Raw genomic sequence first — 14,990 nt, forward strand, 5'->3', positions numbered from 1 at the left:
GTTCTAAGTTTTCAAGTTTTCAAGTTTCAAGTTCAGATTTCAAGTCTGGATGTTAGCCGCGTTTGTCAGGCTGCGCGAAGTCGAAGCCCGTGCTATTGAAAATATTAAAAATTTTACCGCAAAGAACGCTGAGATCTTTAATTAGGAAGTTTTTATAAAATACAGAGATCGCAAAGCTTTGTCCTTAATAGTAATTATCGACAATGTTGTCGTTTATCCGATAACAAAGTTTTAAATTTTGACAAAGATCTACATCACAATGCTGACACAAAGCTTTGCGAACTTAATGTTTTACAAAAACCAATAGATACAAAAGCTTAGCGAACTTTGCGGTAAAACTCTCTCCAGCATAACCACAAAAAAAGGAGCAATGAAAATATCATTACTCCTTTATAAAATTAATATAAACTAAAGTCTATTCCTGACCTAAGTTTCTTAATTGTTTCAATTTATCTTTCCAAACTTCAAGGCTCTCTTTGTGAATCGCAATGTTTTTGCGGACTTCAAGAACAATTGAATTCTCTTTTTTAGCATTTTTAGTATTTGCAAAAAATTGGATGTTATTTTCTAATTGGAAAATTTCATTTTGAACTTCTTCAATTTTACGCATTAAGAATATTTTTTCGTTGTCTAACTTACGTGTGTCGTTGCTGTCAGATAAAGAATCAATTCTATTAGAAAAGCGCATCATTTCGGTTTCTTTTTTACTCAAACTTAATTTTTCAAAAAGGGCATCTAAAATTTTATTGAATTTTCCTTCTATATGGCGTCTTGAAAACGGAACCTTTCCAAAACCTTTCCAAGTTTCAATATGTGCTTTTATAGCATCTAAATCTGTTTTGTGATCTCCAGTTAACTGGAAAGCTCTTAGGGTTTCTAAATATGCTTTTTTATTGTCAAAAGCAGCTACTTCTTCACCGTTTTCTTCAGATTTATGTTCTTTTAACTTATCAAAATAGTGGTTGCAGGCATCTTTAAATTCTTTCCAGATTTTATCTGAATATTTTTTAGGAACATGACCAATTTGTTTCCATTCTTCTTGAATCTGTTTCATTACAGGAGTTGTAGCTTGAAAATCGGTGCTTTCCTGTAATTCTTTAGCCTTAGCAACAAGTGCTAATTTTTTATTTAAATTGTCGTTTTGGTCTTTTTTAATATCCTTATAAAAAGAATTTTTAAAAGCATTGAAATTTCTAACGGCTGTTTTAAATGCAGCCCAAGTTTCTTCATTTACTTCTGACGGAACTTTTCCTGCTGCAAAAAACTCATTTCTTAAATCTTCTACTTTTTGAATCTGTACCAGCCATTGTGAATGAGAATTTACTTTCTCAGTTCCCAAAACTTCAATTTTGGCAATGATCTCTTTTTTAGCTTCAAGATTTTGTTGTTCGTTAGCTCTTTGGCTTTCAAACAATACTTCTCTCTTGTCGTGTATTTTTTTAGTTAATTCACTGAATTTGTTCCAAATAGCATCACGATGTTCTTTAGAAACTGGTCCAATTTCTTCTTTCCAAATTCGGTGTAAATCCTGTAGTTCGCGGAAAGCTTTATTAACATCAGCATTTTCTACTAATTCTTCAACTCTAGCGATTATTTTTTGTTTTAATTCTAAGTTGTGTTTGAAATCTAAATCTCGAGCTTCACGATCTAAGTGAAGGTAGTCGTAGAAATTTTCAACGTGGAAATGGTAGTTATTCCAAACGTGATTGTATTTATCTTTTGGAATTGCACCGGCATTTTTCCATCTTTCTCTTAATTCATTAAAATGTTTAAGAGTATCTTTAATGTTTTCCTGCGGATTGATTAACTCTTTTAATTCTTCTACAATTGCCAGACGATTCTCTAAATTGCTTTTTAGATTAGTTTGTAAGTGTTTAAAGTGTACATTTCTTTTCTCTCTAAAAATATTATAATATTCATCAAATTTTGATTTTAGAGGTAAATGGTATTCAAATTCTTCACTTGGATCTGGATTAGAAGCATTAAATTCTTCTCTCTTTTCCTCTAGAAGATGGTGATATTGTAATAAAAAAGCTTTTTTAATTTCTTCAATATGATCTTTTACAGACATTACTTTATCTGTATTAACCAGTTTTTTAAGTTCATCAACAAGAGCATCCAAAGAAAAGGTGTTGTAATCCTGCATAGGAATATCGTGACGCTCTTTTAAAGTTTCGTCTTCACTTTCTGCTGCGTTTGAATTTGTAATTTCATCCAGCGCTTCTTGATGTGCGTTTTCATTAGTATCTAATGAATCTTCAGTTTCTGAAGTTGAATCTTCGACTAAAGTTTCAGGATTAGATATTTCAGCTGCATCATTTGTTGTAGAATCGTTTATTTCGATTCCTGATTTTCCGTCTGCTTCTTGCAGGTTGTCATTCTTTTCTTCTAACATCTTTAAAATGTGTAAGGTTTTTGTTTTTAACAGTGCGAAAGATAGTAAAGGTGTTTCTAAATACAAAATAAATCACTTGTTTATGCTGTATTTTACGATGAAATTCTTATTCTTTAGACTTATTCGCTATAATGTTGAATATATTTTTGTTGAATTATTGAAGTATCTATAAATTCTAAATTTATATTGTTTTTAGGTTTTTCTTTTATAAATACAAATATATAAAGTATCTGCTCTCTTTTTGATATTAAAAAAGGATTAATACTCCCATTTCAATACCAAAATTATAGGTTCGATTAACGCCAAATCCAGCGCTTGGATGTATGTAAACTAAATTTGTCGGAGTGATCTTTCTGCCGAATTCAACAAAAGCATTATTTTGAAACCCTTCTAGAATAGCATTGTATCTAAAAGCAGCATCGGCAGCAACCCAGTTTTTTCCAAAAAAGTAAAGTAATACATTTTCAAAAAGTGTGACGCTGATATCATCTCGCTCATTTTGTCCAGCAAAACTACCTTGATATTCTAAAGTCGAAATCCAGAGAAATTTCTTTTGATTGAAATATTTTCCAAAAATAACAGCCGGCATAGCCACCCATTTTCCAGTTCCAAAATTCGGGTCTGCTGCGGTATTGGCATAAACTCTTGTACGCAGGGCTATTCCGTTATTATTTTTAAGATATGGAATATAACTTACGCCCATACCTACATCTCCAATGGCTGTCTTGTTGATTGAATTGGTATTTGCAGAAATTAGCGGAAGATCAAAACGCAAATTCCAAGCTTTGTTTCCAATTGGCAGTAAAACTCGAACTTGTGTGGTATTATATGATCCGTTATCAGTATCTAAATATTCGTCAAATAAAATAATTGTTTTGAGAAAATAATGATAACGAGGCTCAGAAAAAGGACTTTGTAAAGTATCGATTTCTTGAGCGGAAAGGAGATTGTTAAATAAAAAAAATAAAATGCTAAGTAATTGTATTTTATTCATAACCACCTGTTAATAAGTGGTTTAAAATTACAAATAATACGTTAACATTTTATTTTTATCCTATGTTTTATTTGTTCCAGATTTTCCAGGCTTTCTCAGCTTGAAATATCAGCATGTCGTGGCCATTTTTTATAACAGCTCCTTGTTCTTTTGCTTTTTTCAAAAAAGTTGTTTCGGCAGGATTGTAAATCAGATCGTATGCAATATGTTTTTCTGTAAAGAATTCATAAGGCAGATTTGGACAAGCTTCAATATTTGGGCTTGTACCCACTGGAGTACAATTGATTATAATTTGAAAATTGTCAAATGTTGTGGCATTGATCAAATCGTAATCTATAATGTTTTCTTTGGCTTCTCTTGAAACGAAAGTATAGGGAATGTCAAGTTCGTCAAGAGCAAACGCCACACCTTTAGAAGCCCCGCCAGTTCCCAAAATCAAAGCTTTTTTGTGATGTGGTTCTAATAATGGTTTAAGCGATTTTTTAAAACCATAATAATCTGTATTGTATCCTTTTAGTTTACCGTTTTTGGTAAATTTTATAGTATTTACTGCACCAATTAAAGATGCTTTTTTTGATAGTTTATCTAAGAAAGGAATAACTTGTTCTTTATATGGAATAGTGACATTTAAGCCCTTTAAATCTGGATTGTTTTTGATCAATTCAGTAAAGTAATTAATTTCAGAAATGTCAAAATTTTCGTAGCTGTTGCCGGCAAAAACTTCATTATTAAATTTTTCTGTAAAGTAACCTTTTGAAAAAGAGTAGCTGATGTTACGGCCCAATAATCCAAAACGTCTTCTTAATAAAATATCAACCATTATTATTTACGATGTTTTTCTATATAATTTTTTACTGTTTTCTTTGCCCATACCACTGGAAACAAGTCTTCAATTAAGATATAGTTGTCAAAATTTAGACGTAAACCATTGCTTAAATGAAATTTAGCTTTTGTGTTATCCTGAATCATAAAGTATAATCCGGCTAAACGATATTCGATTTCATTTTCTTCAGGGAAATATTCTGAAGCTTGTAATAAAGTCTGAATAGCGCTTTCAAATTCTCCTAAAAACTGAAGAATATCAACCCAATACAACCAAGTGTCTAATGCGTAATCTCCAAACTCAACTGCTTTTCTAAAACCAAATTCGGCTTCTTCAAAGAAATTCATGTGTTTATTGATAGTCGCATATCTTTTCCAGTACAAACGATTTTGATTGTCAATTGCCAAAGCTTTATTCACAAAAAACAATGCTTTTTGATAGTTTTTCTGGCGGAGATGAAAATCAGTAATCGCAATCCATCCTTTATCCAATAACGGATCTTCGTGAACCGTTTGGTTATAGTATTGAATCGCTTTCGCTAAATTTCCAAGTTTTTCATAACATTTACCAATTCGAAGCAGGGCATAAGATGTTGCATCGTCCAGCTCGATAGTTCTGTTATAACTCTCAATTGCATCATTGTATTTTTTCAGACGTTCGTAAGCTTTTGCTTTTTCCATGAAAGCGCCCAAAAACTCATCATCAATCAGCGTTGCATAATCAAATGCACGAATGGCATTTTCATACTCTTTAACGCCATAATGAAGACGCCCAAGCTGATGCCAGGCAATTTCGCTGTAAGGATTTTTGTTAATGTAATCATTTAAATAAGCAATAGCTTCTTGATTTTGATCTAAAAATTCAAAACAATATACCACGTTATAAAGAGCAGATTGGTCTTCTAAGTCTTCTTCAAGACATTTGATAAAACTCTCTTTTGCCATTTCAAGGTTATCCATAAAGAGATACTCCATTCCAATCAAGTTATACACATCCGCATAGTCATCAGTGTACTGCAGTGCGATTTTTAACAGTTCAACCGCTTTTTCGTGCTGATCTCTTTTAGAACAGATATTGGCTTTTTGGATATAGATTTCCTCGTTGTTGGGTTCAATTGCATACAACTCATTCAAAAGCTTTTCAGCAATGTCGAGTTTATCATCATAAACCAGCATTTCTACTTGTACTAATTTTAAGCCTGTAGATTTAGGATGTTGGTCTAATGCAAGTTTCAAGGCCTTTTTTGCTAAATTAGCCTTGCCTATATCTAAATAATGAAGAATTATTTCTTCAAATTCTTCAGAATCAAAAAAGAGTACTTTGTTAGTTTTTAACATCGACTCAAATTTGGATAGGGATAGGTTATAATCTTCTTCTTCGTTGCTTAATTGCATACTTCGTATTTTTGAAATTAGCCTGTTATAAATTTAGGCAACCATATAATTGTTGTAAGGAAAGAGAATTAATTGTTTTGAACAATTTAATTAACAATATATAGCGTTTTTTATTTTATTTTGGGAAGAAATCTCCTTTTATATTAAGGGATTAACTTCGGTTTTATTCTTTTTTTAATTAATGCTGGAAAGTTTTTACTTTAATCTAATTGAATTAAATATAACTTAATGTTTCTTAAGTAGTTAAAAGAAGTGCGTTTTTTATTTGTTATTCTTTTTCATTACTTCATCCATAACTTCTAAAATAATTGCACAGCCTTCTTTAATTTCATCTTCTGAGATGGTCAAAGGAGGTGTAATTCTTATAGCACATCCTTCAAACAAAAGCCAGAATAATATAAGACCTTTGTCTTGACAGCTTAAAATGACTTCGTTGGTAATTTCTGCCGATTCTGTCATTGCAGCCAGCATTAATCCTTTTCCTCTAACTTCTGTTATCAAAGGATGTACCAAAAGCGATCTGAAGAGTTTTTCCTTCTCCAGTGTTTCTGCCATTAAATTTGTTTCAGTTAATTCCTGCAAAGTAGCCAAACAAGCTGACGCAATGACAGGGTGGCCTCCAAAAGTGGTTATATGCCCTAATTTTGGATTTTCGGTAAGAAGATCCATTCTTTCTGCAGAAGCAGTAAAAGCACCAACCGGCATTCCGCCGCCCATACCTTTACCCATGACAACAATATCAGGAACAACGTCATAATTCTGAAAACCAAATAGTTTACCAGTTCTCCCAAAACCTGGCTGGATTTCATCTACTATCATCAAAGCTCCAACCTCATCGCAGCGATTTCGGACTTTTTGCAGAAAATTGTTTTCCGGCTGAATAAATCCTGCGCCTCCTTGAATGGTTTCTAAAAGAATTGCTGCAGTTCGGGTTGTTATTTTTTGTAAATCTTCTTCGTTATTAAAAGTGATAAAATCAACATCTGGAAGCAGAGGTCTGAAGGCCTGTTTGCGTTCTTCAAATCCCATAACACTCATAGAACCCATTGTGTTACCATGATAAGCATTATGACAAGAAATAAGCTGACTGCGTCCTGTGGTTCTTTTGGCTAATTTTAAAGCGCCTTCTATTGCTTCTGTACCCGAATTGACTAAATAGGTTTTATTTAAAGATTCTGGTAGGAGAGAAGCTATTAGTTTGCAATATTGAACTGCAGGGCTTTGCGAATATTCTCCATAAACCATTACATGCGAATATTTATCCAATTGATCTTTGATAGCTTGATTAACTCTCGGATGTTGATGTCCTAAAGTACAAGCCGAAACGCCGGCTACAAAATCTAAATATTTTTTATCGTTGGTGTCGTATATGTAAGATCCGATGGCGTGCGAAACTTCCATTCCTAATGGGTAAGGAGAAGTTTGTGCCTGGTATTTTATAAAATCTGGATTCATTTTTTTTAAGGTTCAAAGTTGCAAAGGTTTTCTAAGGTTCAAAGTAGCAAAGGTACTGAGGTTCTAAGGTTTTCTAACTTTACGCTTAGGTTAACTTTTGTGAGTTCATAATTCGCAAAAGACTGTAAACTGCGACTGCGACTGAAAACTTTTTTAAGGTTCAGAGTTGCAAAGTTTTTTTACTTTACGCTTAGGTTAACTTTTAGAAAATAATAATTCGTAAAGTACTGCATACTCTTACTCCGACTAAAAAATCGCAAAGAACTCTAAACAGTGACTGATACTGAAAACTGCGACTGAATACTGACCGCTTACTTACTGCTCTTAACCGCAGGCTTCTTCTTATCGTAATTCAAAGTTTCTTTTCGCACTTTCATTGGAGTATCTTTTCCTTTCTCTTCTTCGTCTTTTCCTTCTTTAATTAGTTTATCGTTCATTTCATTATCTTCTGCGGTAAAAATATCATCCTTAGATTTTATTCTTTCATCGCCGCGCCAAACCATTCCTCGCAGCTTTCGGGCGTTTTCAGGAAGTTCGTCTTCAGGGAAAATATCGCCGTCAACTTTATTGTAAAAAGTAATAGTTTCAACAGCATTATTCTCTAAAATCAAATTGATTTTACTGCTGACATTTTTATTAATTCCAATCAATTCATTGGCATCATTCCGCATAAAATAAATAACTTCGGTATTCTTGACGACATCTACATCATGCAGTTTTCCATCCCTGAATTTTCCAAATAAATTGAGTCCTTTTACTTGGTTATAGCCCGTTCCGAGCGTATCCTTGGAGATTAGAAAAGTATTATTGAGAACTTTTAACGAATCTATTTTTCGTGTTTTATTATCGCCGATCAAATGCATCACATCTCCTGTGATTTGGCTTTCTCCGTTCCATAAAATCGGATTTCCAATTAACTTCGTCAGAGCACTTTTAGAGTCAGAATGTATAGAATCACATTTTCCGCTCATATCTATTTTATAGAAACGAACATTTTTAAAAGCTCTTAAAATTCTTTCGCCTTCCTTTCCTGTAACCAGCAGCTTTTGTCCGTGAATATAAACGGAATCATTTTCAACCAAATTGATTGCAACGGCTCTTTTCGTAACAAACATGGAATCTTTCAGTTTGTAAAGTTCGGCATAATGTCCTTTTACAATTCCTTTATTTATAGAATCTGTGATTTTTACATTTCGAGTTGCCGATGCAAATTCGGTATTTCGATTATAAAATAAACTATCGCCTTCAATACGCCTATCGTCATATTTAATATAGGATTTCCTCAGAAAATGAGCTAGGTTTTTCTTCGTATCGTAAAATCCTTTTTCGGTATAAATGTAATTAGCTTTACTCGTAATTGTTGAGGGGCCAAAAAGATAAGTATGGCCAGAATTACTGTAATAATCCAAATGATTCGATTTGATTACATATTTTGGATTCGTAATAGTAACTTCCGTTAAAAACTGAAATTTCTTTTGTTCCACATAATATCTTCCAGATTTACTGACCAAAGTATTGTCTTTGTTTACAATTGTTCCTTTAGTATTATAAAAAACCTCTTGAATATTTCTGTCAAAATTAATGGTATCCGTCTGCAAAGTCGCATCTGGTGAAGTCAAAACAGCATTTCCTGTTGCGAAAGCTTTTTTTTCATTACCGCTGTATTCTGCATATTTACTGTTTAAGAACAAAGTATCACCCTGCACTAATTGTACATTTCCAAAAGCTTTTAAATAATTCTCTTTTTGAAAAAAATAGGCTTTATTACAAGTTAATACAACGCCGTCATGATTTACTTTTACATTTCCTGTTAGTAAAAGCGCATCTGGAACATTGACCTGATCGACATCAGAAAAATCAGCGTTCTCAATAACGATAGTTTTTGGAGCCTTAGCAGTTTTTTTTGCTTGCGCGAAAGTAAATTGAACGCTTAAAAAAGACAGACAAATAAATATGAAAAAGAGTGATTTCTTCAACTGATTAAATTTTTGTCAAATTTATAAAAAAGGTTACAACCTATGACTGTTATTAGGATTAATTTATAATAAGTCATCAACACTTCAAATGACAAATTCTGCTTCATTTATTTTTTCAACAAAACATACAACTCTCACGTTGTAGTTGCGCTATTCCAACTTCAAAATGATGCAAATTAAAAAGAGTTGGTTCTGAATTTTAAAAAATGAGTTACATTTAGAAAATAGTTTTTAATGCGTTCTATTTAGGAGCTTTAAAATTTAAAGACTATATTTAGTTAGCACAGCAATTATATGATAAGTAAAAGATTAATTACAGCAGGAATTACGTTAACTGTACTATTTTCGGCTTGTAAAACACAAGAATTAAAAATGAGTACAGCAAAAGAAGAAACGGCAGCCGAAAAAAAGGTTGTAGTCTATCAAGTTTTTACACGCCTATTTGGGAATAAAAATAAAACAAATAAACCTTGGGGAACCATAGAAGAAAATGGTGTTGGAAAGTTTAATGACTTTACAGATAAAGTGCTACACGAAATAAAAGATTTAGGAGTTACTTATATTTGGTATACCGGCGTTCCTCATCATGCTCTGGTACGTGATTATACAGCTTACGGAATATCAAATGATGATCCAGAAGTAGTTAAGGGACGTGCAGGATCTCCATATGCCGTTAAGGATTATTATAATGTAAATCCAGATTTGGCCGAAAACCCAGCGAAGCGTTTAGAAGAATTTGAAGCCTTGGTTAAGCGGACACATAATGCAGGTTTGAAAGTAATTATCGATATTGTTCCCAATCATATTGCTCGTAAATACGAAGGAAAATCGAATCCAGCAGGAGTAAAAGATTTTGGTGCCGATGATGATGTGAATGTTGAATACAAACGAGATAATAATTTCTACTATATTCCAAAAGAACATTTTGAAATTCCAGATGGAGATATTCCATTAAATGGAGAAAAACATCCGCTTATTGATGGAAAGTTTGATGAAAATCCGGCTAAATGGACAGGAAACGGATCTCGTAAAATTAAACCAGATCAAAATGACTGGTATGAAACCGTGAAGGTAAATTACGGCGTGCGCCCTGACGGAACTAAAGATTTTCCTGAGCTTCCAGCTGGTTTTGATCAGAAATCGTATAAAGAGCATTTTGCTTTTTGGCAGGATAAAGATGTGCCTGATTCTTGGAAGAAATTCAGAGATATTGCCTTGTATTGGACAGCAAAAGGAGTTGATGGTTTCCGTTATGATATGGCAGAAATGGTTCCGTATGAATTTTGGAGTTATATGAACTCTTCCATTAAAATGAAAAATCCAAATGCATTTTTGCTGGCAGAAGTTTATAACCCTAATGAATACCGCAATTACATCCGTTTAGGAAAAATGGATTATTTATATGATAAAGTAGAGACTTACGATAAATTGAAAGATGTTATTCGAGGAAAATCTTCACCAGATGAATTGACCGAGATTCAAAACAGAATGTCGGATATCGAACATCATATGCTTCATTTCTTGGATAATCATGATGAACAGCGTTTGGCAAGTCCTGATTTTGCAGGAACTCCAGAAAGAGGAAAGCCATTAATGGTTGTTTCGGCAACTATAAGCACTTCGCCGACAATGATTTATTTTGGACAAGAAGTAGGAGAGGCAGGAAATGAAGATGCTGGTTTTGGAAAACCTTCTAGAACGTCTATTTTTGATTATATCGGAGTTCCGAATCATCAGCGTTGGATGAACGACGGAAAATTTGACGGCGGACAGCTTTCTGATTCTGAAAAAAAGCTTCGTGATTTTTACAAACGGTTATTGAATTTTACCATTAACAGCAGCGCTTTGATGGGAAGTTTTGAAGAGATTCAATTTGCAAATCGCCAAAATAATGAAGGTTATGATGCTTTGTTGTATTCTTATGTTCGCTGGTCTGAAAAACAAAAATTGGTTGTAATTACTAATTTCTCTTCTGAGAAAGAAAGTGAATTTGACTTAAAAATTCCTTCAACAGTTATCTCAAAATGGCATCTAAAAGATGGTTCTTATGTGCTTGTAGATAAATTATATTCCGAAAGCAAAACTTACCTTACAGTCAAAAATGGTGAAGGTTCGGCACGAGTTAAAATAAAGCCTTCTGAATCATTTATTTATGAAGTAAACTAAGAAGTAATTAAAAAAAGTGTTTAAAATAAGACCTGCTTAGAACTTATTGAATCTAAGCAGGTTTATTTTTTTAAAGTTCTATTAGAAGTGAAAGGATTTCTTTAATTGAAAACTTAGCTCCGCAGACAAATTCATCTGAAGCGCCATAGTAAACAGTAAGAGTGTCACCATCAGGTTCTACGATATGACCATTTGTAAAAACCACATTGCCAAAAAAGCCGCTTAATTCATAATCTGTTTTAGGAAACATAATAGGAGTTTCTGTTCTCGAAATTACTTTTGAAGGATTTTCTAAATCCATTAAAAAAGCGCCTAGACAGTATTGGTGAAATTCGTTAGCACCATGATAAATTTCCAGCCATCCAAATTCTGTCTTTATTGGTGCTGCGCCAGCGCCGACCCTTTTACTGTCCCAATTGCCTTTTCTGGTTTTAATAATACATTTATGATTTCCCCAATGAAGACCATCGGGAGAAGAAGCAATCCAAATATAATTTCCACCAATATCTACACTGCTCGGACGATGTAAGGCATAGAATAAACCGTTTATTTTTTCTTCGAAAATTGCACAATCTTTATTATGAGGAGGGAATATCATTCCGTGTTTTTGAAAGCTCTTCCAATCTGTTGTAGTCCGTAAACCAACTCCAACACCATTAGAAGATACCGAAGTAAATGTCAGGTAATATTTTCCTTCAATTAAAGAAACGCGGCAATCTTCAATTCCGAAAGTTTCCAGAATTCCTTCACCAACTAAATAGGGATAGTTTTCAGGTTCGTAAAATTGTTTTCCATCATCACTGCATAGCAAGCGTATATGTGATAAAGTAGTTAGGTAATCAATTCCCTGATAATTAATTACACGGGCATCTGTGGCAATAAGTTCGGGGTGATCTTTAAGAATTTCTATAATTTCTATTAAACCTGTTTCTGTAAGTATAGGAAATGAGATAATGTTTTCTGCTTGCGTTGGTCTTTCGGCAACCCTTACTGCAAGCCAGATTTTATTTTGAAATTGAAATACGCCAGGATTAAGTAAACAAGTTATTTCTAATCCTTCTCTGCTTGGTGGTAAATCTGATGGTGAAATTATAGGATTTTCTGCAAAACGCTTGGCAATATCTTTCATAATTTTCGTATAAGTACATAAAAGGTATAAAAAAAAGCTGATACTTAATTCGTACCAGCTTTTTTTCTATACTTTTTTAACCTTTTTGAGTGCTTCAACATAATATTCGTTTACTTTTTCCCAATTAATATGTTCATAAAAAGCATCAATATAACTTCCTTTTCGGTTTTGATAATCTAGATAATAGGCATGTTCCCAAAGATCAATGCCTAAAATAGGCGTTCCTGGAATCAAAGCATTTTTCATTAACGGATTATCTTGATCCTGAGTTGTTGTAATTTGAAGTTTTCCATATCGGTCAACTACTAACCAAACCCATCCAGAACCAAATTGCTTTTCTGACTGCGCTTTAAATTGATTCGTTAGATTGTTGAAAGAACCAAATTCTTTATTAATAGAACCGGCAAGAGTATCTTTCGGAGTTTGCTCTTTTGGAGTTAAAACATTAAAATAAAGCGTATGGTTGTAATATCCTCCAGCATTTTGACGAAGTTTGGCATTATTTAAATCCATCTTTTTCAAAATATCCTCAATAGGCATATTCTCAAATTCTGTAGAAACAATTTCTTTATTAAAATTGTTTGTGTAAGATAAATAATGTTTAGAATAATGAGTTTCTAAAGTCAAAGTTCGAATTGCAGGTGCAAGACCGTCATAATTAAAGGACAGTTTTGTCATTTCAAAAGAACCGGGATCAGCTTTAACATCATTTGGCGAACCAATAGTTATTTTTTCTTCTTTAGTCGGAAGAGGAACCTCAACAACTTCGGTCAGCTTATCTTCTTTGCAGGAAAATAATAGTAAAAATGAAGCTAAAGTGCTAAATAGAACAACGTTTTTCTTCATAATGTTATTTATTTTGATGATAATGAGTTAATGATCTCGATATAATTTTCTTTCGCCTCATCAATTGACATATGACTAATCTGCATCCAGGCATTAGTTTTGAACGCATCTCTCAAATCAAAATTTTCAGATTGATTGTAAACTGCTGTACCAAAAGTTGCCTGTTTGTAAAAAGCGTAAAGTCTTAACTGCACATCTTGCGGCAGTGAAGCCTGAGTCATTGTCATTGCAATTTCTACAGCTTCCGCAAAGCGAATATCTAAATCTTTCTCAGCCATTTATGCTTTCGTAGCAATAATTGTTTTTCCACCAATCGCTTTTTGATTCAATTCAACGTTGATAGGTGTACCTAAAGGTAAAAATAAATCTACTCTTGATCCAAATTTAATGAAACCAGCATCTGTTCCTTGAACAACCTGCATTCCTTCTTTGGCGTAATTTACAATTCTACGAGCCAATGCTCCAGCGATTTGTCTGTATAGAATAGCGCCAAATGTTTCATTTTCGATAACTACAGTAGTTCTTTCGTTTTCTTCACTCGCTTTTGGATGCCATGCAACAAGAAATTTTCCAGGGTGGTATTTGCTAAATTTAATGATACCATCCATCGCGTAACGAGTTACGTGAACATTGATAGGAGACATAAAAATAGAAACCTGTAAACGTTTATCCTTAAAATATTCTCCTTCATAAACTTCTTCGATAACCACAACTTTTCCATCAACAGGAGCAAGGATATGATCGCTGTTCTTAATTGCAATTCTTTTAGGATTTCTAAAAAATTGCAAGATAATGATCAAAACTACAAGCGCTGCAATTTGAACTAGAGTTCTAAGCCAATTGATATCAATAAATTTTTCGGCTAATAAAACCACAACGACTGTAAAAACTACACCTAATAAAATGGACGGGCCTCCTTCTTTATGAAACATAATATAAAATTTGATAAAATAAAAATATAATTGGTGCTACAAATATAACACTATCTAATCGATCTAAAATACCTCCGTGTCCCGGCATTATCGAACCACTGTCTTTTACGCCTGCAATTCTTTTAAATTTGGATTCAATCAAATCTCCAATAGTCCCAAAAATGCTTACAATTAAAGCAATTATCGTCCAGATTAAAATTGATTTATTGCTAAATTCAGGATTGGGCTGAATGTACAGTTTTGAGATTAAAAAACCTGCAAAAGCTGCAAAAACAACACCGCCAAGAAAACCTTCAATAGTTTTTTTTGGGGAAACACGTTCGAACAATTTATGCTTACCGATTGATTTTCCAACTAAATACGCAAAAGTATCATTAGTCCAGATCAAAACAAATAATCCAAGAATAATTTTCGGATTATAGTCATTAGTTCCGAATGAGATTTTAACGATAAAAATAAAAGGAAGTGTAATATACCCAAGCAGATACAAATATTTTGAAGAAGTGCTTATTTTTTGAACTGAATCATAAAATAAGAATATAATACATTTTATAGAAACGACTAATGTAACTGCCAAAAGAATTAAATCCAGCTGTTTGATGTTGGTTTCTAAAGTTATATTAGAATTAAAAGTATCGTTTATAAATTTACTAGTCTGTTTGTTGTAATGACTTATGAGAATTGTTGCCGCATAAATTGACATTCCAAAAAGTATAGAAAATACTTTGTTTAAATTAACGAGATTAGAAAATTCGTAAAGAGTGATAATTAAGAAAATACCAAAAAGTGTAATGAAGCTTTCGGTAGAAAACAATATCGAAGTTAGTAATAAAGCGATATAAACAGCACCAGAAATGGTTCTCTTCAGTGTTTCATTCAT

General features: G+C 32.9%; 12 protein-coding genes. 1 reads left to right on the forward strand and 11 read right to left on the reverse strand.

Going from position 1 to position 14,990, the window contains the following annotated elements:
- Window positions 1-415 precede the first annotated feature (415 nt).
- From EDB96_RS12205 to EDB96_RS12230, 6 genes are all read right to left on the reverse strand, one after another.
- Complete coding sequence (locus tag EDB96_RS12205) at window positions 416-2,395, reverse strand: DUF349 domain-containing protein (protein WP_057118572.1); 1,980 nt, start codon at window positions 2,393-2,395, stop codon at window positions 416-418.
- 247 nt (window positions 2,396-2,642) lie between these two features.
- Window positions 2,643-3,389, reverse strand: a complete 747-nt coding sequence (locus tag EDB96_RS12210) for a hypothetical protein (RefSeq protein ID WP_057118571.1) — start codon at window positions 3,387-3,389, stop codon at window positions 2,643-2,645.
- Between the two features lie 67 nt (window positions 3,390-3,456).
- Entirely contained in the window at window positions 3,457-4,209 is a 753-nt protein-coding gene (locus EDB96_RS12215; RefSeq protein ID WP_057118570.1) for a shikimate dehydrogenase family protein, read from the reverse strand.
- A 2-nt stretch (window positions 4,210-4,211) separates the two neighbouring features.
- Window positions 4,212-5,606, reverse strand: a complete 1,395-nt coding sequence (locus EDB96_RS12220; RefSeq protein WP_057118569.1) for a tetratricopeptide repeat protein — start codon at window positions 5,604-5,606, stop codon at window positions 4,212-4,214.
- 261 nt (window positions 5,607-5,867) lie between these two features.
- Window positions 5,868-7,061 (reverse strand): aspartate aminotransferase family protein, encoded by a 1,194-nt coding sequence (locus tag EDB96_RS12225; RefSeq protein ID WP_134141066.1) that lies wholly within the window; start codon window positions 7,059-7,061, stop codon window positions 5,868-5,870.
- 311 nt (window positions 7,062-7,372) lie between these two features.
- On the reverse strand, window positions 7,373-9,037 hold the full coding sequence (locus EDB96_RS12230) for an OstA-like protein (RefSeq protein WP_082586835.1): 1,665 nt from the start codon (window positions 9,035-9,037) through the stop codon (window positions 7,373-7,375).
- Between the two features lie 294 nt (window positions 9,038-9,331).
- Here EDB96_RS12230 and EDB96_RS12235 point away from each other — a divergent pair, with 294 nt between their 5' ends.
- A complete protein-coding gene (locus EDB96_RS12235; RefSeq protein ID WP_134141069.1) occupies window positions 9,332-11,203 on the forward strand; it encodes an alpha-amylase family protein in 1,872 nt (623 codons plus the stop codon).
- Between the two features lie 70 nt (window positions 11,204-11,273).
- Here the strand turns inward: EDB96_RS12235 and EDB96_RS12240 are convergent, their stop codons facing one another.
- From EDB96_RS12240 to EDB96_RS12260, 5 genes are all read right to left on the reverse strand, one after another.
- Window positions 11,274-12,332 (reverse strand): glycoside hydrolase family 130 protein, encoded by a 1,059-nt coding sequence (locus EDB96_RS12240; protein ID WP_134141071.1) that lies wholly within the window; start codon window positions 12,330-12,332, stop codon window positions 11,274-11,276.
- A 66-nt stretch (window positions 12,333-12,398) separates the two neighbouring features.
- On the reverse strand, window positions 12,399-13,178 hold the full coding sequence (locus EDB96_RS12245) for a superoxide dismutase (protein ID WP_057118565.1): 780 nt from the start codon (window positions 13,176-13,178) through the stop codon (window positions 12,399-12,401).
- Between the two features lie 8 nt (window positions 13,179-13,186).
- Window positions 13,187-13,456 carry an acyl-CoA-binding protein gene (locus EDB96_RS12250; protein ID WP_057118564.1) on the reverse strand — a complete coding sequence of 90 codons (270 nt, stop codon included), beginning with the start codon at window positions 13,454-13,456 and terminating at the stop codon, window positions 13,187-13,189.
- On the reverse strand, window positions 13,457-14,110 hold the full coding sequence (locus EDB96_RS12255) for a phosphatidylserine decarboxylase family protein (protein ID WP_134141073.1): 654 nt from the start codon (window positions 14,108-14,110) through the stop codon (window positions 13,457-13,459). It abuts the gene before it with no gap.
- Complete coding sequence (locus EDB96_RS12260; RefSeq protein WP_134141075.1) at window positions 14,100-14,990, reverse strand: phosphatidate cytidylyltransferase; 891 nt, start codon at window positions 14,988-14,990, stop codon at window positions 14,100-14,102. The genes EDB96_RS12255 and EDB96_RS12260 overlap by 11 nt, the downstream gene beginning before the upstream one ends.

It is taken from the genome of Flavobacterium sp. S87F.05.LMB.W.Kidney.N (genome assembly GCF_004366435.1).
GTDB lineage: Bacteria > Bacteroidota > Bacteroidia > Flavobacteriales > Flavobacteriaceae > Flavobacterium.